This window comes from Fodinibius salipaludis, from assembly GCF_002287075.1.
GTDB lineage: Bacteria > Bacteroidota > Rhodothermia > Balneolales > Balneolaceae > Fodinibius > Fodinibius salipaludis.
In genome coordinates this window covers 300622-324350 of record NZ_NSKE01000004.1, presented here as the reverse complement: position 1 = coordinate 324350, position 23729 = coordinate 300622, and the positions used below count along the sequence as shown (strand labels likewise).

At 41.4% G+C, this 23729-nt stretch carries 21 protein-coding genes; 15 read left to right on the top strand and 6 right to left on the bottom strand.

Going from position 1 to position 23729, the window contains the following annotated elements:
* Positions 1-3: 3 nt before the first annotated feature.
* Positions 4-1077 (bottom strand): flagellar biosynthesis protein FlhB, encoded by a 1074-nt coding sequence (gene flhB, locus CK503_RS07360; protein ID WP_095606146.1) that lies wholly within the window; start codon positions 1075-1077, stop codon positions 4-6.
* A 367-nt stretch (positions 1078-1444) separates the two neighbouring features.
* On the opposite strand from flhB, the gene CK503_RS07355 reads away from it, so the two are divergent.
* From CK503_RS07355 to CK503_RS07310, 10 genes are read left to right on the top strand one after another with little or no spacing between them, the layout of a single operon-like run.
* Entirely contained in the window at positions 1445-2182 is a 738-nt protein-coding gene (locus CK503_RS07355; RefSeq protein ID WP_095606145.1) for a flagellar hook-basal body protein, read from the top strand.
* Between the two features lie 21 nt (positions 2183-2203).
* Positions 2204-3001 (top strand): flagellar basal-body rod protein FlgG, encoded by a 798-nt coding sequence (flgG, locus tag CK503_RS07350; RefSeq protein WP_095606144.1) that lies wholly within the window; start codon positions 2204-2206, stop codon positions 2999-3001.
* Between the two features lie 6 nt (positions 3002-3007).
* Positions 3008-3736 carry a flagellar basal body P-ring formation chaperone FlgA gene (flgA, locus tag CK503_RS07345; RefSeq protein WP_095606143.1) on the top strand — a complete coding sequence of 243 codons (729 nt, stop codon included), beginning with the start codon at positions 3008-3010 and terminating at the stop codon, positions 3734-3736.
* Positions 3718-4341 carry a flagellar basal body L-ring protein FlgH gene (locus CK503_RS07340; protein ID WP_095606142.1) on the top strand — a complete coding sequence of 208 codons (624 nt, stop codon included), beginning with the start codon at positions 3718-3720 and terminating at the stop codon, positions 4339-4341. Before flgA ends, CK503_RS07340 begins: the two co-directional genes overlap by 19 nt.
* 31 nt (positions 4342-4372) lie before the next feature.
* Positions 4373-5500, top strand: coding sequence for a flagellar basal body P-ring protein FlgI (gene flgI / locus CK503_RS07335; protein WP_095606141.1), 1128 nt, complete (start codon positions 4373-4375; stop codon positions 5498-5500).
* 44 nt (positions 5501-5544) lie between these two features.
* On the top strand, positions 5545-5829 hold the full coding sequence (locus CK503_RS07330) for a hypothetical protein (RefSeq protein ID WP_095606140.1): 285 nt from the start codon (positions 5545-5547) through the stop codon (positions 5827-5829).
* A 44-nt stretch (positions 5830-5873) separates the two neighbouring features.
* Positions 5874-6377, top strand: coding sequence for a hypothetical protein (locus tag CK503_RS07325; RefSeq protein WP_095606139.1), 504 nt, complete (start codon positions 5874-5876; stop codon positions 6375-6377).
* A 2-nt stretch (positions 6378-6379) separates the two neighbouring features.
* Positions 6380-7750, top strand: coding sequence for a flagellar hook-associated protein FlgK (gene flgK / locus CK503_RS07320; RefSeq protein ID WP_095606138.1), 1371 nt, complete (start codon positions 6380-6382; stop codon positions 7748-7750).
* Between the two features lie 6 nt (positions 7751-7756).
* Positions 7757-8641 (top strand): flagellin N-terminal helical domain-containing protein, encoded by an 885-nt coding sequence (locus CK503_RS07315; protein WP_095606137.1) that lies wholly within the window; start codon positions 7757-7759, stop codon positions 8639-8641.
* 38 nt (positions 8642-8679) lie between these two features.
* Entirely contained in the window at positions 8680-10032 is a 1353-nt protein-coding gene (locus CK503_RS07310; protein WP_095606136.1) for a tetratricopeptide repeat protein, read from the top strand.
* Positions 10033-10127: 95 nt separating this feature from the next.
* Here the strand turns inward: CK503_RS07310 and CK503_RS07305 are convergent, their stop codons facing one another.
* From CK503_RS07305 to CK503_RS07285, 5 genes are all read right to left on the bottom strand, one after another.
* Positions 10128-11564: a sigma-54-dependent transcriptional regulator gene (locus tag CK503_RS07305; RefSeq protein ID WP_095606135.1), complete on the bottom strand. Its 1437-nt coding sequence runs from the start codon at positions 11562-11564 to the stop codon at positions 10128-10130.
* 232 nt (positions 11565-11796) lie between these two features.
* A complete protein-coding gene (locus CK503_RS07300; protein WP_095606134.1) occupies positions 11797-12150 on the bottom strand; it encodes a hypothetical protein in 354 nt (117 codons plus the stop codon).
* A gap of 39 nt (positions 12151-12189) precedes the next feature.
* Positions 12190-12501 carry a hypothetical protein gene (locus CK503_RS07295; protein WP_141239899.1) on the bottom strand — a complete coding sequence of 104 codons (312 nt, stop codon included), beginning with the start codon at positions 12499-12501 and terminating at the stop codon, positions 12190-12192.
* Between the two features lie 31 nt (positions 12502-12532).
* The gene (fliD, locus tag CK503_RS07290; protein ID WP_095606132.1) at positions 12533-13930 is read right to left on the bottom strand and encodes a flagellar filament capping protein FliD; all 1398 of its coding nucleotides are present in this window, start codon (positions 13928-13930) and stop codon (positions 12533-12535) included.
* Between the two features lie 18 nt (positions 13931-13948).
* Positions 13949-14269, bottom strand: a complete 321-nt coding sequence (locus tag CK503_RS07285; protein ID WP_095606131.1) for a flagellar export chaperone FliS — start codon at positions 14267-14269, stop codon at positions 13949-13951.
* A gap of 133 nt (positions 14270-14402) precedes the next feature.
* On the opposite strand from CK503_RS07285, the gene CK503_RS16330 reads away from it, so the two are divergent.
* From CK503_RS16330 to CK503_RS07265, 5 genes are all read left to right on the top strand, one after another.
* On the top strand, positions 14403-14537 hold the full coding sequence (locus CK503_RS16330) for a hypothetical protein (RefSeq protein WP_255233354.1): 135 nt from the start codon (positions 14403-14405) through the stop codon (positions 14535-14537).
* A 228-nt stretch (positions 14538-14765) separates the two neighbouring features.
* Positions 14766-19286 carry an FkbM family methyltransferase gene (locus CK503_RS07280; protein WP_095606130.1) on the top strand — a complete coding sequence of 1507 codons (4521 nt, stop codon included), beginning with the start codon at positions 14766-14768 and terminating at the stop codon, positions 19284-19286.
* Between the two features lie 870 nt (positions 19287-20156).
* Complete coding sequence (locus CK503_RS07275; protein WP_095606129.1) at positions 20157-21116, top strand: flagellin; 960 nt, start codon at positions 20157-20159, stop codon at positions 21114-21116.
* Positions 21117-21444: 328 nt separating this feature from the next.
* Complete coding sequence (locus CK503_RS07270) at positions 21445-22425, top strand: flagellin (protein WP_095606128.1); 981 nt, start codon at positions 21445-21447, stop codon at positions 22423-22425.
* A gap of 260 nt (positions 22426-22685) precedes the next feature.
* Positions 22686-23651, top strand: a complete 966-nt coding sequence (locus CK503_RS07265; RefSeq protein WP_095606127.1) for a flagellin — start codon at positions 22686-22688, stop codon at positions 23649-23651.
* Positions 23652-23729 lie beyond the last annotated feature (78 nt).

The following is a 23729-nucleotide window of genomic DNA, read 5'->3' as shown; positions in this document are numbered from 1 at the left end:
CAATTAAATATTGTGTTTGTTTTTAAGCTTGTAGACGTAAGCCAGTATTTCGGCCACAGCCCGATAGAGATCTTCGGGGATATGCTGGTCAACTTCGGCCGAGGCAAATAGAGCTTGGGCAACGGGCTTATTTTCTACAATAGGGATATCAAATTCTTTGGCATATTCTTTAATCTTTTGAGCTCGCAGACGTTGCCCTTTGGCCATCACCAGCGGCGCATTATTTTTTTCGGGATCGTATTGCAGAGCAATAGCATAGTGTGTAGGATTGGTAACGACGACATCCGAATCCATTACCGCATGATCCAGTCGTTTACTCATAAAGGATCGCCCCATCTGTTTTCGTTTGTTTTTCATTTGGGGATCTCCTTCCGATTCCTTGTGTTCATCCTTCACTTCTTTCTTGCTCATCTTAAGATCTTCTTTATGCTGATACTGCTGGTAAATCGCATCAACAATAGCGAGGATGGTAAGGGCTACAAACGTTCTGGTTAAGAAAAGGAGCACATAGCTTCCTGCCTCGCTAATATTGTATTCTAATGGCATCACAGAAAAGGAAACAAAGTGTTCCATGTTGGGGAAAACGGTGAAGTAAACGATGATGCCCATAATTAGTAATTTAAAAAGTCCTTTGGCCAGCTCTACGAACCCCTTCATCGAAAAAATGTTTTGAATACCGGTAATGGGATTTAGCTTTTCGGGTTTGAACTTAATCGCTTTAAGCGAAAAAGCCCCTTTGGTTTGAATGAGATTCACTACCAGCGCGGTAGCGATAAGTGCAATCAGAATGGGCGTCATCGCTTCAATCCCGTGTCGAAAAGCTATTCCCAGGTAAATTGCCGCATGATTTTGGTTTTCAACCGGCATCTGTGCATTCAGAAAGAACGTTTCGAAGAGCGCTTCAACACGGCCATACATGAATCCGCCCATACCCACAACTGTCATTACTGAAACCACCATAATCATTACCGAAGAAATTTCGGTGCTGATGGCAACCTGACCCTCTTCGCGTGCTTTCTCACGACGCTTCTGCGTGGGGTCTTCTGTTTTTTCTTGATCTGATTGTTTATCGGACATAACGTATTGTTAATTCAAATACGGTACCATTTCCGTAATAATTGATTTAAGTGTCTTGGGGATGGAATTTGTAGGGATGAGGGAGAAATAATCCACTCTGACGGAAAACATTTCCATTTTAACGGTGATTTTAACCGCTACAGACATCTCGGCACAAATTGCTTTTTGGTAAGCCCATCAGGTTAAATAAAAGAGAGACTAATCCATCCTTATATATAAGGAGGAGCATTTAGTGTTGTGATAATCGGGTTAAAACAATGGTATTAGTCTGCCAAAAATATCGGTGGCATAGAATTTGAAAGACTTACACCTCAGCCGGCACCACCGGATTTTTAACTAAAGTAATAATGAAGCATTTCAAGACATTATGATTGATCGACTACAGGCTCAAATGCAGGCCATGCAGATGTTGACCAAAATGCAGGATGTTACAGCTAACAATCTGGCAAATATTAATACGCCGGGTTTTAAAGGCAGCAACGTCTTTCAAAAGATGGTGCAACAACGTATCGATGGTCAAATGGTGACCAAGTCAGTACCTCAGCAGCAGGTTGATATGCAGCAGGGGGTGCTTGAGCCGACTGGGAATCCACTTGATTTTGGTATTAAGGGGAAAGGCTTTTTTGTGGTAGAGAATGGTGAAGGAGCCCAGCTGACACGTGATGGCCGGATGCATTTTAACAGCAATGGATTTTTGGTAGATGAAAATGGATCTCGCGTAATGGGCGACTCCGGGCCTATTCATATGCCAGAGTATCTAAAAGCAACAGGTCGAGGGGCTGATGAAGCCAACTTAGAAGTTGCCGATGATGGAACTATTCGACTTGATGGAGAAGTATTTGATCAGCTTCGCATCGTACAGGTTGAAGACACATCACAGTTGGAGCGTAGAGGAAGTAATTATTTAAGTGCTCCCGAAGGAGCTATGGTTGACGATCCTTCGAGCAAGATTATGCAGGGTTATTATGAATCTTCAAATGTAGATCCACTGAACGAAATGGTGGATATGATGAAGACTACAAAGATGTTTGAATCGCAGCAGCGAGCCATGACGACCACAGATCAAATGATGGGCCGAGCCACACAGCAATTAGGAAAATTTTAATTTAATAAACGGAATAACACTATGCCTTTTAGAGCTTTAACAACTGCTTCGCTCGGGATGAGTGCTCAGCAAAAGTCAGTAGATAATATTGCCAATAACCTGTCGAACGTAAGTACCACAGGATTTAAAAAGAGTAATATCGCTTTTCAGGATCTCTTTTATGAGGATATTGCTGTTTCAAAAGCCGGAGCTTCGGCTAATCGCATTTCCAATGATAGTCCGCGGTTACAGCTTGGTCACGGTTCACAAGCAGTATCAACGATCAGGAATTTTACCCAGGGATCGATCTCTGAAACCGGTAATCCTTTAGATATGGCAATTAGTGGTGACGGATTTTTCCGTGTTGAGAAGCCAGATGGTTCAATAGGCTATACCCGTGACGGAAACTTCACCCGTGATTCTTCGGGAATGCTGGTTAATAGTTCCGGCTTGCCTCTGGCAGAACAGATTGAAGTACCTATGGAAGCCAAGGCGATAGATGTTTCACAGGATGGTACTGTTACGGCCCTGATGGGCGGCGATAACCGTGAAGTTGAATTAGGCCAAATTGAGTTGGCTCGATTTTCAAATCCCGCGGGACTCAAAGCTGATGGGGGTAATTTATTCAGTGAAACACAGGCTTCGGGAATGCCTTTTGTGGATCAACCCGGATCAGAAGGGTTCGGAAATGTTCGTCAAGGCTATCTTGAAGGGTCCAATGTAGATGTAGTAACCGAGATGGTTCATCTTATCGAAGCGCAACGGGCTTATGAAACAAATTCAAAGATGGTGCAGTCAGCCGAAGATATGATGTCGGTAACCAATTCTATTAAGCGATAAACCTCAATGAATTTGCACGCTCGAATAATCATTATTAGCCTGCTTGTCTTTATCGGCCTGGGCGCTATACCTGCCCGGGCAGATATAGATATGGTTGTAGATGACGAGATGAAGTCATTCATCATGAAGAAGGCTCATAAGCAGTTAGAGCGTCATTTCGCGACAGGAGAATATCGTTTTGATATTCAACCGCGGTGGATACCCAATCAACTATTACAGCAATCTCCCGGGCAGGTTCTTAGCATTCAACTTAGTGGACAAATACGTCGGTATACAAATTTTGAGGTAGTGTATAACCAACGTGGAAACCGTAAGCGTGCAGAGGTTCAGCTTAAAGTTAATGCAGAGCAAAAGTTGCCCGTTGTCACCGATCGCGTTAGAAAGGGATCTAAACTGGAGGAAGAGCACCTTTCCTATCAGTGGGTTTCAATATCACAAAGTGGGGAGTCGTACATTTCCAGAATCGAAGAATTAATTGGCAAGACGCTTCGCCGGACGCTCCTGTCCGGGCAATCCATCCGTAAATCGTATGTTAGTAGAGATTTAATTATCAAAGCCGGTGACGAAGTCAGCGTTTTTATCAAACGCAGAGGAATACAAGTACAGGTATCCGGTGTGGCGCGTGAGGATGGAGCCAAAGGAGACCGAATCAAAATTTTTAGCAACGAAACAAATCGAAAATATGTGGGCGAAGTTCTTCGTCCGGGAGTATTACAATGGAAAAATACACTTTAGTCGGAACATCTTTTATAGTCCTGTTATTAGTTATAGGAATATCAAGCACCACGTATGGCCAGCGGTCGCTATACAAAGACAACAAAGCTGTCCAAGTCGGTGATGTACTGACGATCATTTTGCAGGAGAATATATCCGGCAGTACCAGTTCTGATGCACAGAATGCATCAAATGCCGGTGCAGATGCAGGGGGATCGATGGGCGGAAATTTTATGCCTTTTCAGCCTACTTTTGGTGCTGACGCCGAAGTAAACTATGAATCAGGTGAGCAAGTATCTACCAATCAGGGACAACTATTGGAAGGTTATATGAGTGTGGAGGTTACAGATATGACCCCCACGGGTAATTTGATAGTGTCAGGTACAAGAATAACCGAAATCAACGGTGAAAAACACCAAATAGATTTAAATGGCACCGTACGTCCCAAAGATATAAATGGACGAAACCAAGTGTTTTCGTATCGGTTGGCAAATGCTCAAATAAACTATGAAAAGGAAGGTGGTTTAAATCGCATTACAAAAAAAGAAGGATTTTTAAAACGAGCGGTCTTGACTGTAGCTGGGATAGGTTTAAGCGCTGTGGCAGTGTTAAAAGCAATGGAATAGAATATACGGTTATCACATTATTAGGAAACTCATGAAGAAACAAATACTCATATTAATAGCGGTGACTTTTCTGGTTGCAATGGTTACGGTTGAAGGTGACGCCCAAACCCCATTAAACCGATTGCTAAAGGTAAAAGATGCTAATGCTACCAAAGTCGTAGGGTATGGATTAGTAGTAGGATTAGATCGATCTGGCGATCGAACGATAAGCAGGCGCGGTGCCCAGTTTACGGTTCGTTCTATTGCTAATATGCTTAATAATTTTGGAATCAATGTTGATTCGGAGCGCCTGCGGACGCGAAATGTAGCGGCCGTAATTGTAACGGCTGATATTGGACCCTATCATGCATCAGGGAGCGAAATTGATGTAACGATATCGTCGATGGGAGATGCAAGTAGTCTCGAAGGGGGCGTATTATTAGAAACTCCACTTCTAAATCCCGAAACAAAAGAAATATATGCCTTGGCCCAAGGACCTCTGATAGTAGGGGGTATTAATGAAGAACTGGGTAGTTCTCGTTTTTCACGCAATAGTTCCTTAACGGGGACCATTCCCGGCGGAGGTATAGTAGAATATGATAATAATTTTCAGCTGAATGCCGATCAGCCGTTGCAGTTAGTGATGTCTCAGCCGGGCTATACGAATGCGCGTCAGGTAGTAGAAGTAATCAACGAGAATTTTGATGAAGAATTGGCCTCGGTATATAATCCTGGAGTCATTCAGGTAGAATGGCCTGAGGCATTCCAAGAGCCTGGAATGCGTAATATGTTTATCAGTACCATTATGGATCAAGAGGTTGAGCTTGATAAGCCAGCTCGTGTGGTTATTAATGAACGGACTGGTACTATTGTAGCGGGCGGTGGCGTAACTATTGATAACGCAATGGTTTCGCATGGTAGCGTGCAAGTACGAACACAGGTGACTCCTTTTATTAGCCAGCCGCCTCCGTTTAGCGGCGGTGATACTGAAGTGGTTCCTGTTCCGCAGGTAGGAATTAGTGAAGAATCGGCACAGAATGTAGTGCTGGAACCTGATACCAATGTACAGCAACTGGCTAACGCTCTGGATTCGCTGGGGTTAAGTCCGCGCGATATTATTTCGATTTTCCAGGCGCTTGATCGTGCCGGAGCGCTGCAGGGTGAACTTATTGTAATGTAGCATTAAATGAATTTGAAACTGCATAATTATAACGAAAGATCATTATGGATATAAGTAGCATAGCACAGTCGATACCAATGGGATTAGATAAAGAAAACCTTGCCCAGGAAAAGAAGGAAGAAGTTGCCATGGAATTCGAAAAAATATTTGCTCGGCAGCTGGTTAACGAGATAACTAAAGAATCATTCAAAATGGGCGATAAGAATGGTGTCATGGGACAGTCCAACAACATGTATCGACATCATATTACGGATACTCTCGCTACTGAAATTGCAGAACAAAGGAAATTAGGAATGGCTGATATGATCTCGGAATATCACAAAGTGTGATGGGCTTGATATTAATAATGATAATGGACTAAGAAAGAAAAGTTATGGAATCGAAAAAAGCGTTTACAGAATTTGGGAAAATCATTGACCGGCTCGGCAGGCTGTCTGATGATCTGATAGAAGTAATTGATAAACAGATTGAGGCCGTAGTATCATCCAGTGGGGAAGATATAGAGCAGTATGTCGAGGAATACACTCATTTACGTGGGGTGTTCAAAGAACAGGAACACAAGTTTATAGATCACTTGCAAACCATGTTAAATAATGCAGGGATTAGCAGTGTTGAAATACGGCTGGAATCTTTGAAAAAGGCCTATCCTGAGAAGGTAAATACAATTTCGGATTGGCAAGCAAAGCTTGAAAGCCAGATGGAAACACTGAAAGCGAGGCATCAGAAGTTAAATAACCTGTTGGAATTTGCGGTTGAGAAGAACATGCAGTTGATGTACTCAATTTACAGTCTGCACAATAAAAAGAATACACGATACAGTGCGGGAGGCAGTAAAGAGGAAATTTCTTCCGGAATAGCACTCAATAAAGAAGCTTAGATATGAAATCATTATTTGAAATAGCGAAAAGTGGTCTTCGTGGGGCAGAGCGGTCCATGTCGGTTACATCCAATAATATTGTTAATGCAAATACTCCGGGATACAGTCGGCAGCGTGTCGAGAAATCACCCGATGGCATGCAAATGGATAATTATCATGTGGGATTGGGTGTAAACATTGATGACTTAAGCCGATTGCGTGATAAAATGAATGATCAGCTTTTGAATAAAAAGAAACAGGATATGGGCTATCTGAAAAAGAAGGCCGATATCTATGGAAAGCTTGAATCATCCATGGTTTCTGATTACGGGGACAACCTGGACAGTCAAGTTGGGGGATTATTTGATAATTTTTCTGATTTGGCCAGTAATCCACAGGATGTAAGTGTCCGTAATAACCTGATTAGTGAGACTCAGCAATTTACGAGCAAGCTGCGCGAAACCAGCCGAAATGTAGATCAAAATAGTGAGCTGGTAAAGAATTTCGCCGGCAAAACGCTGGATTCTATTAATAGTATATTGAGCGATATTAACGAGCTTAATAGTTCTATTAAACAGGCCAAAGCCAAGGGCAACCCCGACTTTGCCAGCCTTGACAGGCGTGTGGCAAAGATGAGTGAGTTGTCGGAGCTGGTTGAATTTGAAAGCCAGGAAACGAGTACTGGTGCTGTTGAGATTCAGATTGATGGACACAGCGTGGTCGATGGAAACCGAGCGTATAATATTACTTCGGAAGTAGATGATACTAATAAGAAATATCGCCTTCGACTCGAAAGTGGTCATGTTATTGCTCCGGAGGGTGGACAGATTGGTGCCGAGATTGAGATGTATGAAGAAGGGATTCCGGATATTAAGGAACGTCTCGATAAAATTGCTTCTACTATTGTAACCGAAGTGAATAATATCCATAGCAGTGGATATGGCTTGGAAGACAATATTCAGCGCAACTTTTTTGATCCTACTGGAACAACAGCTGAAAGTATTTCGATTAATAAGGATCTGGTCGAAAATTCTAAATTGATTGCCGCCTCTGATACGGATGGTGAAGCCGGTAACGGAGAAATCGCATCGCAGATTGTAGAATTGCGTAATGAGAAAGTCATTGGCAATACTACACAAAATCAATCATTGACGGATTTCACCATTGGTACCATCAGCGAGCCGGGTATTCAGCTGGATGCGACTAATAACCGTATTGATGCTCGCGACTCAGAAATTCAGATGCTTAAAACACAGCAGGAAGAAGAGGCCGGAGTTAATATTGATGAAGAGCTTAGTAAGATGATAAAATTTCAGAATGCCTACCAGGGAGCAGCAAAGGTAATGAGCAGTGCTCAACAAATGTATGACACCTTAATCAGTATAGTGAGGTAATTTTTTATGCGTGTAACACAGAAGACTATTTTTGACAATTTTATGCGGGATGTAAATAAGAATCGTAGAGAAATGGCTGAAATTCAGTCCGATCTTTCAACGGGTAAAAAGGTTCGTGTGCCCTCACAAAGTCCGGTGAATTTTCAAAGTAGCCGAATTTTAGAAGCTGATCTGAATAAAGCAGAGCAGTTCCAGAATAATATTAACAGTGGATTACGTCAGGGAAGGTTGGCCCAGGATACGATGAATGGAGTCATCGACAGTCTTATCAATATTAAAAATTCGATGGTTCAGGGGGCGTCTGACTCTATTGGCGAAAATGAACGGGTAAATATTGCTGATGAAGTATCAGGTATCCGTAAGCAAATTGTCGACAGTTTAAATATGCAATATGGGGATCGTTACCTGTTTGCTGGGACTAATAGCGGCGAAAAACCTTTTGAGTTGGCCGGTGGGGTGGTAACCAATAACAGTAATGACAAGCCTCCCCATATAGTTGCAGCAGATGGCGTAGAAATTGATATCAGCATTACAGGCGAAGAGGTTGCAGATAGTCCGGCCGGTGATGTGTTCCAGTTTATTGGGGATGTGGAAGATGCTTTGCGGAATAATGATAATCAGCAGCTTAATAATCTACTCACAGATGCTGATGAGGTAATTAATCATGTTACCGATCTTACTTCAAAGTTGGGAGATAACATCAATCGCATGGATTTTATGTTTGAGCAATACGAATCTACGAAGATCACCCAGGAATCAGATATTAGTGAGCTTGTCGATACCAACTATGCCGAGGCATTTTCTGATATGCAGCGCAACCAAGTGGCTTACGAATCAGCGATGGCGGTGCATAGCAAAATGTTTGAAAACACATTATTGAATTATATCTAAAAACATAGCCAGTTTTGTAATAAAACAATGAGGCAATTATGGAATCGGGACTTAAATCAATAGCAAATAGAGAGAGCAAAAGTTTAAATTGGCTCACGGGCGTTCTTTATCTCTCTGATGCAAAGTTTTATAATGCTGAAAAAGTAAGGCAATGGGATACATATTTCTCAGAATTAATTGTTGTCGGTATTGGGGAAGAACCCAAAAACTTGGCTGATAATGTGCATTGGTATGAATATGAGGCTGAAACCAGCCGTTCAGAGGTGTGGAACACCATCAACAAACAGGTGAGCAATTCCTGGGTACTCTTTTTGGAGGATGATGAAGTACCCCGGTTCAGTAGTTTTCCTGATGCTCAGAGTTTAGAAAGTATGCTTTGGACGCCGGCTATTATTAATATTCAGTGGCAAAGTACCACGCATCATTTTTATCAGATGCGTTTGGTAAATGTGTCGATAGAAGAAGAGGATATCTTTCGGGGCTACCATTTAACAGATGCCACTGAGTTTGTTCGTTCCAAAGAAATTGATTTAAGTAGTACGCCTATCATTATTGAACGTAAAAGCAGTGTTTATTCACATATTGATATTGATCAGGAACTATCATTACAAAAACAGGCGCCCAAGCTATACCTGGTACAGGGAAATCGATATCTACAGGAGAAAAAATATGTGCGGGCAGCGGCTCAATTTCGTCAATTATTGAAGAAACAGAAGCTTTTGCCATTTGATCGCTTGGCTGCTGTAAATGGATTGGCCAGTTGTTTGGCCGAGCAGCATAAGTGGGAGAAGGCGCTGTCTTTAACAAAGCAGTCGATTAAAGCAGAATCATTGCAGGGGTTACCCTATTTGATACAGTTTCGTATTCATGAGCTACGCAAAGATTGGCAAAAAGCATTTGAGGTATTAAACCAATATTACGACAGGTTATCGTTGTTTTCTTCCGCCAGTTTTGATCGTAAGATTGATGAGGAGAAGAGCTTAATTAACCTTGCTAATATCGCTTTAAAAGCAGGACATCGAGCAAAAGCGACCGACTATTTTGATCGGCTATTTTCATTCAAGAGAGGGAATACTGATAAAGCAATGTTAGAGAAAGCATTATTGCTTTCGATCGAGTTGAATGATCTTGACCGATCAGTTTATTTATTCGAGCGAATATTCAATGACCAACTGCCGCCAAATCAGATGGATGCAGAATCAAGAGAACAAATCGATGAGGTTATGACGATGTTTATGAAAAAAGACTGGTATGATTATGTATCAAATATTTATAAGAAATTGTATGATGCTCATCCTGAGGACCAGGAATATAAGAGAAAACTTATTGTTACCCTCACCAAGACAAATAGATTAGATCAAGCCAAAAAGATGGTTGCCAATATTGTTTAACATCAGCATTCAGGAGTGAATGTTGTCCCAATAGATAGTTATCCCGGAGCATTAGCTTCGGGATTACTATTTGATTTAGTTAATAAGAGAAAGGATTACTCGTCTATTTCTTCGTTTTCTGAAGCTTTTTTAATCTTGTTTCGGATGGTACGGTCCGTAATTCCCAAAATCTTAGCGGCCTCTTTTTGATTGCCCTGCGTATGCTCCAGTGCTTTTTTGATGAGTTGCAGCTCCATATCCTCAATCGAAATCAGGGGTAGATCGGAAAGCACTTCTTTACTGACTTCCAGATCGACTTTCGAAAAGAGGTTTCGCTCAATATGATCGAGAGTAATGGTATCATTATTGGTTGACAGAATAACGCCGCGATGGATTTTATTTTCCAGTTCCCGCACGTTTCCCTTCCACTTTTTACTAACCAAGTGTTCCATTAACTCATCAGACACCTCCTTAGGTTCCAGCCCATATTGTTCGGTATAACGATCAACAAAAAAGTTAACCAACAAGGGAATATCATCTCTACGCTCACGAAGTGGTGGAATAGAAATCGGAAAAACATTTAGGCGATAATATAGGTCCTCGCGGAACTGATTGTCAGCAATGGCTTCTGCAATATTGCGGTTTGATGTGGCCAGTACTCTTACATCACATTGAATTGATTCCTGACTACCTACCCGATTAAATTCATTTTCCTGAAGAACGCGCAATAGCTTAGCCTGGATATTGATGTCAATTTCGGTAATTTCATCCAGTAAAATAGTACCGCCATTCGCTTCTTCGAAAGCTCCTTTTTTGTCAGATATAGCACCCGTAAATGCCCCTTTTACATGACCAAAAAGAGTGCTTTCAACTAACTCTTTGGGTAAATTTGCACAATTTATTTTAACATAGGGTTGATCGGAGCGATTACTGTTCTGGTGGATCAGATTTGCAAAAACCTCTTTCCCGGTTCCACTTTCTCCCTGTATCATTACGGGAGCAGTGCTCTTAGCTATTTGGGGAAGAATTTCCATCAGCTTTTTGACTTGCTCATCTTCTCCAATAAACCTTTTCTCGTCAGGTTGTTGTATTAAATCTTCGTCATTCTCTTGAGGAGAGGGCTGCTGATCTGCTTTATTAGTTGTTCCAACAAGGGATTTGATCTTTTGCTCTTTATTAAAATCGATTTTATCCGATTCAAAGAAGCGGTTGACCCGAAACGTAATTTCTTTGGCTTTAAATGGCTTGGTAATATAATCAAAAGCTCCTTTCTGGAGGGCACGAACAGCGTGGGTGATATTACCGAAGCTGGTCATCATGATAACGCCCGTTTCGGGATAGTGTTCCTTGATATGTGCGAGCACCTCATCACCCGTCATGTCATCCATCTTGACATCCGTAAGGACCAAAGGCACCTTGTTTCCTTCCAGGAAGTCGATGGCGTCGAGAGGTTGGGTGAAAGCTTCTACTTCGTAACCGTTCATGCTCAAATTCTCGACCAAAAATTCGAGCAGCATTTTATCATCTTCAACTATTAAAACACGCTCTTTCATATCAGTGATATTGCAGATGGATATTTACAAAAGAAAAGGGAGTAACTACGCCGAGGTTTCTAAGGTCTGTACCGCGTAAATTGACTAAATATAAAAAGCTTTTCTGGTGAAAACTTCAATAAAAAGTTGAATTGAGGAAAGAGAATATCTCGATGCTTGGAAGTTATTCGGACTCAAGAGGTTATCTCAACGGCAATAACCATAAATAGCATTTTGTTAACGATATTTAATCTTATTTAAGGATCTTTGAAGCAATATCTTCCCAGATTGCAGGATCATTAATTTTCTGTCCAAGCTCTGTTTCTTGAGCAGCCTCAGCGGAATGATCCGAAGCTTCGAGAAACTCAGAAACCTGAGTTTTCATTTCTTTAAACTGTTGTGATGAAGATTCGTTTAGTTTTTCCAATTCGAGTTTGGCAAAAAGTTGATCGTTATTTCGAAACTGGTAATCGCCAAGCGAAACTTTGTCTTTAGGAGTATCAGCAGAAGATTTCGACGTCGCCTTCTCTGAAGCATTCCCTTCCGAAGTTTCGTTAGTCTTATTTACATTATTACCGTTTATGCTATTTAGTTTGCTAATATCCATAGTCCTTTAATTAAGTTCCTGACAATTTATGAAACTTTATTATCGTTTTAAAAGCTTATAGCTTTTTTCGGCTTTGTTTGTTTTAATGGCATCGTTTAGCCGCCCTTTTGATTCCTCTAAAATATAAGTAAAAGCTTCCTGAATTTTTTGTTGCTGCTGGTTAAATCTGTTAAAGAGTTTTTTTAGTGATTCCTTCTCTTTCTCTGTAAATGAATCTGCATTTACTTCCGAAGTTATTTTTATAAATTCATCAGTCTGGTTGCCCCGTTCATCAAAACGCTTTTGCAATAAACCAATATCAGCTTCATCTTTGTGTAGCTGGTTTAGAATCTTTCTATTAATTTTAATCAACTTTTTGAGTTGATTGGCAACGTTATTCATTTTAGAATCCTAATGTGGATTGTTGATTCGCAATTTGATTAAACTGTTGCTGAGCTTGTTGTTGCATCTGGTTGATTTCAGCAAAAATTTCGCGTTGGCGCTCCTCATACCGTTCCAGATATTTATTTTCCGACTCAATACGATTATCCAGAAAATCAATTTTTTGATCCAAACCGCTTTCCAGCGATGAAATGGTACCACCTGTTTCAGTAAACGTCTTCGCGCGTTCATACATCTTCGTAACAGGAGAGTCATCGTTGGTAAATAGATTCTTAACTTCGTTGGGTTTCTCAGATAAAGCTTTGCTGAGCTTTTCCGAGTCTTCAACTTTCATCTTTCCATTGTTTTCGAAGGTGATGCCAAGTTGAGAGAGATTGTTAAGCTCTCCTGTTGCTGTAGAAGCCATATCCGTAAGTGCCATTTGACGCATATTTATAGTCAAATTACGAACAGAGCGCATATCCTGCAGCGGGCCTTTATTGCCGGTCTCACCATTGATGAAGGTTTGGTTGCGAATTTTGGTATTCATTTCATTGTATTTAGAAATGAAATCATCAATATTTTCGCGGGCCTTTTCAGTATCTTTTGAGACCGTAATTTGCTCTTGCTGGGTTGTCGAATTCAGTAATGTAAAGGTCATGCCCGAGATGGCATCATCAACGGTATTTTTCCCACGGCTAAATGTAATTCCGTCTACTGTGAATTCAGCATCGAGGTTTGTCGTATCTGTTTGTTGATGCGACATGTTTCCAGTAACATCTGCAAGTGCTCCCGTGGCATTGGCAAATTGGACGCGTTCATCATAACCAGTCTGCGCACTTTTTATCGACAGCTGTACATTACCGTTATTGTCCACTTCAAAAACATCACTGTCAGACTCTTCGCCCATTAAATTATTGACAGCCTTAGAAAACGATTCTAAAATTTCTTTGTTTGTTTTGTCCGTACCGTCGTCATTGGTGCTTAGAATACTTATTGTTTGTGTTTTATCACCAATGGTAATATCAACAGAGCCATCTCCACTAGCTGCCAGATTCGTAGCCGTCCCATCCATTACATTCGACAGCATAATATCTTTTGAGGCTTTTCGATTCACTGAGATATCATATGTATTCGGATCGTTTAGTCCCGATATGGAGTCAACCCGGATGGCTTCTTCGTTACTTATGGTAGCTTTTAGCGGGTTAAAGCTATTTGAGGTAGTGCTGGTAAGCTCATCAACCTGAGAGGTAAAATCAGAAATAACGGAACTTACGGTGCTAAGAGCAGACTGTTTCTTACTGAGCTGACTTTTCTGGTCTTCTAATCTGAACTTCTTTTGGCTCTCGATTAAAACCAGCTGGTCAACAAATTGCGAGTAGGGATTAGACTGTTGTAATAAGCTACTGATAGAATTCATGATATCATCTTTAGTTGTTTAATCAGCTGCTTGTTCTTCTGTTTGCCCTTTTGAGGCTTGTTCCCAAGCATCTCTCAGTGGTTCAAGAATTTCCCGGATCTCCTCATAATTTTCATCACGTGCTAAATCCTGGCAATATTGATAAAGTTGGAAAAGTTCCTCAGCAGGTTCGTGATCAAAGTTCAGGCTTTCCGTCAGGGTGTTTAGTACGTCACGCACCCTATTTTGATCTTTTCGATAGGTTGCCTGCAGTAGCAAGTCATATAATTTTACGACCAGCTGTAGGGGCGATGCGTTCATGATCGCTTGTTGCTGATAAACCTGTTGTGGATTCTGCATGGTACTTAAATTTCGATATTATTTTTGTCTTAGGTACCAGTCATTATCGACTGAGTCTGTAAAAACTTAAGCCTTTATGGATTAGAACTCTCTAATCTATACGACCTCGTTTGCTACTAAATATGCAAATAATATGCCAGCACATTGTTTCTTTGGATCTACTTTGAGTTACCTCTTAGTTATGAGTATCAGAACCACTTTTGGTCCGGTGATGATCGGATTATTTCGCAACTTTGAAGCATTAGAGGCCTCTGATGCTCACGGTTGAATAATTTGTCGGCATAAGCATAAGTACAACTGTTGGCACCATTTTTTTAAAGGTTGTTCTGTTCTCTAACGTAATATTCCCCTTTGAAGAAAAAAGTTCCGCTACCAGGAAGCGAATACCCTATTTATATACCATATAAGCGCGGCAGAGGCGATGAGGACCTTGGCATTTTATTTGTGAACACATCTGGTGTAGTACACTACCAAAATTAACGAAATACTTTAGATTGTGCAGAATAAGATCAAGCAAGCCCAAAAATATTTAGAGTGGAAAAAGCCCAACCAAGCTATTGCCGAATTGAAGCCCACATTAGAAAGTAGGGAAATACAACAACAGTTTAAGTGGGTACCTTATCATATGATGGGGATTGCTTTATCGCTAAAAGGTGAACATGAGGCTTCGGCCGGTTATCTCGAAAAGTCAGTGAAATATGGTTCTAAGGAGCCGGAAACTCATCATATGCTTTCTATTAACTATTATAATCTGGCACGGTTTGATGAGGCTGAAAAATATGGAAGAGAGGCGGTGGCCCGAAAAGAGGGTTTTTTTAAAGCTTGGCTGAATTTGGGCTCCATTTATCGAGCGCAGGCCAAGCTGGACAAGGCGTTGGAATGTTACCAAAAAGCGAATCAGATTGACGCCACAAATGCAGGGGTGGCTTTTCGGATAGGTGAAATTTACCGCGATCAGGGTGATTTGGATCAGGCCATGAAATTATTTGATATCACCTTGAAGATAGATGAAACTCATATTCGAGCGATGCTTGAAAAGGCAGATCTTTATAAGAATAAAGGAAATCTGGATGAAGCTATTGAAAATCTGGATCAAGCTGAGAAGATGCATGGAGCTCGAACCTCAATCAGGGTAAGCAAAGCCGAAATTTATAAATCACGTGGTAAGTATGATGATGCTATTGAGTTATATGAAAAGTTATTGAACAAGCATCCTCATAGCGGAGCTCTTCGCGTAAACTACGCCTTATGTTTGCAAGAGGTAAGTCGGTTTGACCAATCCGAAAAGAATTACCGACGTGCTATTGAAGATATGCAAGACCCTCGCAATGCAATTTCAAATTATCTGATGGGATTGCATTATAATCCTCGAAATGGTAAAGAGCATATATATGAGGAACATTTGAGGCTTGGAAAAACATTTGTTCCCCGGAATACGGAAGGGCGTCCAAGACCATCTGATGCCGATCCCAATAAAAAGTTAAAAGTAGGGTTTTTATCAGGAGGATTTCGTCGTCATCCGGTAGGCTGGATGATTGCCGGTGCCTTAGAGCAACTGCCTGAGAAAGATTTTGAAATCTACTGCTATACGACTAACAATAAGTTCGATTTTGTTACCCGCCGTATTCATGAAAATATAAATACGTGGCGGTCGGTTGTAGGGTATAATGCTGATGTAATTGAAAATATTATTCGTGATGATGAACTGGATATTGTAGTGGACCTGTCTGGGCATGCCGCTGATAACTGTATGGAGGTAATGGCTAATGAGCCGGCCCCAGTGATCGTGAAATGGGTGGGTGGACTATTTAACACTACAGGTCTCGAAGCATTTGACTACTTGATTACTGACGAATATGAAAGTCCGGCAGGAGAAGAAGAGTTTTATACAGAAAAGCTGGTAAGAATGCCTGATGACTATATTTCATTTGTGCCCCCGGCCTATGCTCCGGATGTACAATCTCTTCCTGCAAAAGAGAATGGATATATAACGTTTGGGTGTTTTAATAATCCCACCAAAGTAAATGATGTAGTTTTGAGAAAATGGGCGCAAATAATGCGTCAGGTTCCAGATAGTAAGCTATGCCTGAAGAGTAAGCAGTATGATACAGCTTCATTCCGAAAGCAAATCCTGGAAGTGATGAAAGAGGAGGATATTGCTGAAGATCGGGTAGAATTTGAGGGACATACTTCTCATGACGATCACTTGGATGCATATAATAAGGTCGATATTGCCTTAGATCCCTGGCCGTATTCAGGAGGCCTAACTACTTGCGAAGCTCTTTATATGGGAGTGCCTGTTATTACCATGCCCGGACCTACCTTTGCAGGACGCCATTCAACAACCCATCTGATGAATGCAGGATTAGAACAGTGGGTCACAGATAGTTGGAAAGAATATACCGAGAGAACGGTTGCTTTGGCGAATGACTGGGATGCGCTGCAGGAATGGCGGTCAATATTGCGTGGAAAGTTATGCAATTCGGCTGTTTGTGATAGTAAACGTTTTGGTGCTCATCTGTCGATAGCCTTTCGCGAAATGTGGAGGCAGCGAGTAGAAGGTTATCAAAATGATGAGGCAGAGTGGAAAGACCATATTCGGGTTGACAATCTACCACAAGAACAAATCCAGGAGTTGACAGATGGACCGGATAGAACTTCGCTAATCACAATTAAGGAAGAAAATAAAACAGAAGGAAGTAAGAAAACTGACAAGAATAATATGATGAAACAGCCGGCGATTGATACAGAGAAGTTGGTAACAAATGAAAATGGAACTCATGCTAAAAAGCAGAAGACAAGTGGTCATTCAGAAAAATCGCTCCTTAACAAAAATGACTATTATATAGATACAAAGGATGATGTGACTATTTGTACGCCTCCAGATTTAGATGTGCTAACTACATATGTAATGCTTGAGCAGGGGCAGTGGTTTGAGCCCGAACTGGATTTTGTTCGTGATTATTTGAAGTCTGACATGCAGGTGGTGGATGTGGGAGCCTCTTTTGGTGCCTATGCCTTGCCGATGGCAAAAAAGGTTGGACGGGAAGGAAATGTATTTGCATTTGAGCCTTCTGCTGAAAATCGCTCATATCTTGAAAAAAGCAAGACTAAAAACAGTTTTAATCAGCTGGAGATAATTGGACGTGGATTGTCAGATGAAATTGGTAAATCAGCACTGATTCAAGCTGAAACGCCAGAACTTAATACAATTTCAGAAGAAGGGAAGGAGAAAGTATTACTTACCACTCTCGACGCTTGGTGGAACTTCGCCGGCCAGCCGCAACTAAACTTGCTTAAAGTTGATGCTAATGGTATGGAGTCAAAGGTTTTAGAAGGGGCTAAAGAAGTTATTGATCAATTGTTACCAGTTATTCTTGTCTCTATTGGTGAAAAGAATAATAGTTTGCCGATGCTCCGAAATTCATTGCAGAAGATTAATTATCGGTTATTTGAATATATCCCGCAACTCGGAGTATTGGTCGCCCATGATTCCGAAGTGGAAGTTGATCCCCATTTAATGAATGTGATTGCTATTCACGAAAGTAGGATACAAGAGTTTAAAGAAAGTGGATGGATTTTTGATGAAAGTGTTGATGTTGGGGACACGGATTTGTACATGTGGGAAAGGTATTTAGAGAAAATGCCGTGGGCAAAGAAGCAGCTAAATAAATGGAAGGAAGATATTGATGAAGGTATTTTTGACGAATATCTGCAGGCATTGAGCTTGACTTGTGCTGCAGAAGAAATATCTGTTTGTAATGATAATCCCCAGGCCCGATCCCGTAAAGGAGCTTTGTTGCTTGAGGCAGCTCAAAAGTTAATTGCACTATTTAATAGTGGAAATGCTAGTATTGCTACGGCAATGACTTACGTGCGCGTAATGAATCATTTGGGTAAACGTAAGCAGGCCTTGGAAATGGTAAAAGAGTTAATGGAGACAATGAATTCTGGTGGTACATTTTCGGTTGAACTGCCTTTTCTTTTGCCCCTTACCGAGCAGGATGAAACTGATATTGAAACGGATTTTTCAAAGTGGTTGACTGTTCGAATTGTTGAGGCTTGGATTATACTACAAAATCCCACGATGTATCTCATTGATGAGAAGAGTAGAAAAATGTTGGAGGCATTGAGGGGAAATCCGGAGGCATCAAGCTATGTGGAAAAGCTAGCAGAATTAGCAAGTAAGGCCCAAAAAGAAAATAAAAATTTAATCTCGAGAGATAGCGCTTATAAAAATGAAAATAATTACAAAAAGAATGATAGAGAAAGTGCACAATCAATTAGCTTGGTCGGTGAGGTTTCAGAATATAATGAAACCCCATCCCAAGTAATCCGAACGAAAATTAATCTCCATTATCTATCAAATGGAAACCCGTATTATTTTGATATTCCTAAAAGAGAGCTGTTCCGTCTCAAAAATATTGTTTTAGATCATGAATATGCTCTTCCCAAGAATTTCAAAATAAAAAATGATGGAGTAATTGTAGATATAGGAGCAAATATTGGCACATTTGCTATGTATGCCAGACACTGGAACTCGAATGCGATGATATATTGCTTTGAACCGAATCCGCAGGTTGTTCAATTGTTGAAATTTAATACCAAAGACATTGAAAATGTTGAGAAAGAGTTTATTGCACTAGGCGAAGATGATGGAGAGTTGACCCTGTTGCAACACCCTGTAAACACCGGGCAAAGCACTACTTCACAAAAGGTAAAAGGTGCTAAAGAGGTTACCGTTGAAGTAAAAAATGCGGGAAGGGCTTTAAAAGAAAAAGGAATAGAGGCCATTGATGTGTTGAAAATCGATACAGAAGGGGCAGAGATTCCAATTCTAAAAGGGATGAAAAAACTGCTTGATAAGACAAAGGTTATAATGCTTGAATATCATACTGAGGAAGATCGAAGGGAAATAGATGCTCTCTTACATGATTTTTGCATCTATTCTACTGAAGTGGCAAAAGTAAATGGAGTTGGTACTGTTAAGTACATCAACAAACATATTTTGCGATAAGTATTTTGAAAACGCTACACTTGCATATTGGATCTCCCAAAAAAGGGGCGACGTCTATTTAGAACACCTATTTTAATAATAAAAAAAAGTTGTGTTAACAGGGATTTTTATAGCCGAGAGAAAGAAAAATGAGTACTTTTCTTTTATGCTACTAAAAGTAAGGCTGAAGATTGGCCAAGGCAGTTTAAGGGGTAAATAAAGAGAGGCGGCAATAAACAACGTAAGTTCTGGAATACTAGCCAGAGATGGATTCTTGTGAAATGTTGTGTAAGAAGATGAGGATGAATGCTAACAATTTAAATAAGTCTGATAAAAAGAGTAATTCATTTCTTTAAGTTCAGTAAAGGGCTTTCTTGGAAAAGATAAGCATCATCTTTATCCAAATAGGAGAGATCGGTTTTTTATCTGATTGGAGGTTATTACGACATGTAAAGGCCTCTTTTACATCCAAGTCAAAATTACATGTAGATATAAAGCTATTCGTCTACAAAATCATCATAGTAATTTAAATGGCTTCGAAAAGAATGGGATATTGATTTCTTGTATAATAGCGATGTTGAAACTTAAATTAACTCTTCTACTTTTTTAAATGATAGTGCCAGAGACTGCTATGTCTTTAAGGTGGAAAATGACAATCCATAGAAAAATATGAGCTCTGGTCATTGATGCTCTTCTAAAAAGCTGGTAAAAACAATCAAGAATTATATTGAACACAGATAACTATCAGGTAGGTGTATCGCTTTATTACACTTTTTGTCTATTATTAATACCACTACTGCGAAAAATATTTAAGTCGGCCTGAGGGGCTCCGATAATCACAGTGCAATCAGGAAGTAACATATTTATTACTAACAAAAACAGAGGAGCCTTATGGCAAGTTTCGGAGATTTAAACAGAGTAAACACCAACATACAGTCGCTGGATTCGCAGCTGTCGCTGAACAAGATCAACAAGCAGATGGCCGAGAACCAGCTGAAGATGTCAACCGGTAAACGGATCAACCGCGCCGAAGATGATTCGGCGGGCTTTTCGATTGCCACAAAGTTGCGCAGCCGCATTGGCGGACTCAACCAGGCCATGCAGAACGTGGGCGATGCGAAGTCGGTCTTGGATATTGCCGAGTCGAGCTTTGGTACGGTCATGGATAACCTGGTAGAGATGAAAGGATTAGCTACGCAGGCGGCCAACGATACGTTGGGAGAAGATGAACGTTCTTTTATTGGCGACCAGTTAAAAGCACTGGGAGAAGATATTAATAAAATAGCTGACCAGACGGTGTACCAGGATTATGAGCTGTTGAATGGTGGTACTGCTGGTATGACGGGTGATTTATCACTCACGTTTCAGGTTGGAGAGCGAGAATCAGATACCATTGAGGCAGATCTAACTGCCGTGAATGTTGGTGAACTATTTGCCAGTGGTGGTGATGCTGATCTTGGGGCAGGTACTACGGCCGGTGGTGCAAGTGTTGGTGGTGCTGCTATTGATGCTTCAGCTGCAACAACATCAGGCCAAGGTACTTTAACCTTTGCTACAGATGCAAATTCTGCTGATTATCGTTCATTTATAAGTTCAGTCGATAGTGCGATTACGACGATGTCGGAAAACGTAAACGACATTGGAATTACGCAGTCGTCGCTGTCGGTACGCGAGCAGACGCTCTCGGAGTCGATCAGTGCGAATGAGTCGGCGAAGTCCCGCATTATGGATACCGACTTTGCGAAAGCCCAGAGTGAGTCCGTGAGACTGCAGATCTTGCAGCAGACGGCGACCTCATCGCTGGCGCAGGCCAACAACGGTCCGCAGTCCGTACTTGGATTTATTGGATAATATTCAGTATCCCAATAGAAAACCATACATACAAAGCGATATCACTTTACGGTGGTATCGCTTTTCTTATTTGGGAAGATAATAGAAGTGGTTATAGCAAAAAAGACTATAGATTATTGTATGAATTTTTTTTGATACCCTAATTATAGGAAAATGGTCGGTTATGTATTCTCACTTGGTACACAAGAAGACCTCCTATCAGGTTATATAGATAAGATAGAATACAGTAACTTTTAAAAAAAATATTTAAGTCGGCCTGAGGGGCTCCGATAATCACAGTGCAATCAGGAAGTAACATATTTATTACTAACAAAAACAGAGGAGCCTTATGGCAAGTTTCGGAGATTTAAACAGAGTAAACACCAACATACAGTCGCTGGATTCGCAGCTGTCGCTGAACAAGATTAACAAGCAGATGGCCGAGAACCAGCTGAAGATGTCAACCGGTAAGCGGATCAACCGCGCCGAAGACGATTCGGCGGGCTTTTCGATTGCCACAAAGTTGCGCAGCCGCATTGGCGGACTCAACCAGGCCATGCAGAACGTGGGCGATGCGAAGTCGGTCTTGGATATTGCCGAGTCGAGCTTTGGTACGGTCATGGATAACCTGGTAGAGATGAAAGGATTGGCTACGCAGGCGGCCAACGATACGTTGGGAGAAGATGAACGTTCTTTTATTGGCGACCAGATTAAAGCTTTAGGAGAAGATATTAATAAAATAGCTGACCAGACGGTGTACCAGGATTATGAGCTGTTGAATGGCGATGATACTACCGGGACGTTATCTGGAACACTTTCTCTTACCTTTCAGGTTGGTGAACGAGAATCTGATACCATTGAAGCTAGTTTGAATGCCGTGAATGTTGGGGAGTTGTTTTCAAGTGGTGCAGCAACAACAGGTTTAGGAGACACTTCAGCAGGTGCTATTACCTCAGGTAATTCAGCTATTTTTGCTGAAGAAGCTACCGCCGGGGGAGGGGGATCTCTTACTTTTAACGGAGCGAGTGGTAATACAGAGGCCAATTCTGCTGATTACCGATCGTTTATTGGAGCAGTAGACAGCGCGATTACGACGATGTCGGAAAACGTAAACGACATCGGAATTACGCAGTCGTCGCTGTCGGTACGTGAGCAGACGCTCTCGGAGTCGATCAGTGCGAATGAGTCGGCGAAGTCCCGTATTATGGATACCGACTTTGCGAAAGCCCAGAGTGAGTCCGTGAGACTGCAGATCTTGCAGCAGACGGCGACCTCCTCGCTGGCGCAGGCCAACAACGGCCCGCAGTCGGTTCTCGGATTTATTGGATAATATCCAGTACCCCAATAGGATCATACATGCAAAGCGATACCACAAGCAGTGGTATCGCTTTTTTTTATTTTTGGAAAAAAAATTGTTGGGTTGGGGATTGATAACTCTATTTGGCGATGGAGCAAAGGGTATAGAACAGTACTAATCTTCAAAAAAATGAGCTGGTTATTACAGGAAAATATTTAAGTCGTCCTGTGGAGTTCCGATAACCTCATTGCTAACAAGAAGTAACATATATTACAAAAAGATAGAGGACTATTATGGCAAGTTTTGGAGATTTAAACAGGGTAAACACAAACATACAGTCGCTGGACTCGCAGCTGTCGCTGAACAAGATTAACAAGCAGATGGCCGAGAACCAGCTGAAGATGTCGACGGGTAAGCGGATTAACCGCGCCGAAGACGATTCGGCCGGCTTCTCGATTGCCACGAAGTTGCGCAGTCGTATCGGCGGCTTGAACCAGGCGATGCAGAACGTGGGTGATGCCAAGTCGGTTTTGAATATTGCCGAATCGAGCTTTGGTTCCATCATGGATAACCTGGTGGAGATGAAAGGCTTGGCCACGCAGGCAGCCAACGATACGCTTGGTGATGATGAGCGAGCATTTATTGGTGATCAGCTCAAAGCGTTAGGTGATGACATCAATAATATCGCCGATCAAACCGTCTATCAAGATTATTCACTGCTGAGCGGAGATAATAATGATGATGATACAGCGATTAAAACCGGATCTACTACGCTAACCTTTCAAGTTGGTGAACGAACTTCTGATATAATTGAAGCAGAATTAAATGCGGTAAATGTAGCAACGTTGTTTGCTGATGATCCTACTGCTGCAGATAATACGTTAGGTACTGCTGGAGGAAATATTTCAGTTTCGGCGGCAACTGCAGATAAAGGAGGAGAACTCGATTTTGCAGCAGCTGGAACCGCGAACTCTGCTGATTATCGAGCATTTATTACTGAGGTTGATGATGCAATTACAAAGATGTCGGAGAACGTGAATGACATTGGTATTACTCAGTCGTCGCTGTCGGTACGCGAGCAGACGCTCTCGGAGTCGATTAGTGCGAATGAGTCGGCGAAGTCTCGAATTGTGGACACCGACTTTGCGAAGGCCCAGAGTGAGTCCGTGAGACTGCAGATCTTGCAACAGACGGCAACCTCCTCGCTGGCACAGGCTAACAACGGGCCGCAGTCCGTACTCGGATTTATTGGTGGGTAATCACTGAAGTAACTTAAATACTCTCATAATTAGATAAAGCCATATCGCCTGATCAGGTGGTATGGCTTTTTTATTTTA

Coding starts and splice junctions, on each gene's coding strand:
- flhB (WP_095606146.1), bottom strand. CDS start 1,077: ATGTCCGATAAACAATCAGATCAAGAAAAAACAGAAGACCCCACGCAG.
- CK503_RS07355 (WP_095606145.1), top strand. CDS start 1,445: ATGATTGATCGACTACAGGCTCAAATGCAGGCCATGCAGATGTTGACC.
- flgG (WP_095606144.1), top strand. CDS start 2,204: ATGCCTTTTAGAGCTTTAACAACTGCTTCGCTCGGGATGAGTGCTCAG.
- flgA (WP_095606143.1), top strand. CDS start 3,008: ATGAATTTGCACGCTCGAATAATCATTATTAGCCTGCTTGTCTTTATC.
- CK503_RS07340 (WP_095606142.1), top strand. CDS start 3,718: ATGGAAAAATACACTTTAGTCGGAACATCTTTTATAGTCCTGTTATTA.
- flgI (WP_095606141.1), top strand. CDS start 4,373: ATGAAGAAACAAATACTCATATTAATAGCGGTGACTTTTCTGGTTGCA.
- CK503_RS07330 (WP_095606140.1), top strand. CDS start 5,545: ATGGATATAAGTAGCATAGCACAGTCGATACCAATGGGATTAGATAAA.
- CK503_RS07325 (WP_095606139.1), top strand. CDS start 5,874: ATGGAATCGAAAAAAGCGTTTACAGAATTTGGGAAAATCATTGACCGG.
- flgK (WP_095606138.1), top strand. CDS start 6,380: ATGAAATCATTATTTGAAATAGCGAAAAGTGGTCTTCGTGGGGCAGAG.
- CK503_RS07315 (WP_095606137.1), top strand. CDS start 7,757: ATGCGTGTAACACAGAAGACTATTTTTGACAATTTTATGCGGGATGTA.
- CK503_RS07310 (WP_095606136.1), top strand. CDS start 8,680: ATGGAATCGGGACTTAAATCAATAGCAAATAGAGAGAGCAAAAGTTTA.
- CK503_RS07305 (WP_095606135.1), bottom strand. CDS start 11,564: ATGAAAGAGCGTGTTTTAATAGTTGAAGATGATAAAATGCTGCTCGAA.
- CK503_RS07300 (WP_095606134.1), bottom strand. CDS start 12,150: ATGGATATTAGCAAACTAAATAGCATAAACGGTAATAATGTAAATAAG.
- fliD (WP_095606132.1), bottom strand. CDS start 13,930: ATGAATTCTATCAGTAGCTTATTACAACAGTCTAATCCCTACTCGCAA.
- CK503_RS07285 (WP_095606131.1), bottom strand. CDS start 14,269: ATGCAGAATCCACAACAGGTTTATCAGCAACAAGCGATCATGAACGCA.
- CK503_RS16330 (WP_255233354.1), top strand. CDS start 14,403: ATGCCAGCACATTGTTTCTTTGGATCTACTTTGAGTTACCTCTTAGTT.
- CK503_RS07275 (WP_095606129.1), top strand. CDS start 20,157: ATGGCAAGTTTCGGAGATTTAAACAGAGTAAACACCAACATACAGTCG.
- CK503_RS07270 (WP_095606128.1), top strand. CDS start 21,445: ATGGCAAGTTTCGGAGATTTAAACAGAGTAAACACCAACATACAGTCG.
- CK503_RS07265 (WP_095606127.1), top strand. CDS start 22,686: ATGGCAAGTTTTGGAGATTTAAACAGGGTAAACACAAACATACAGTCG.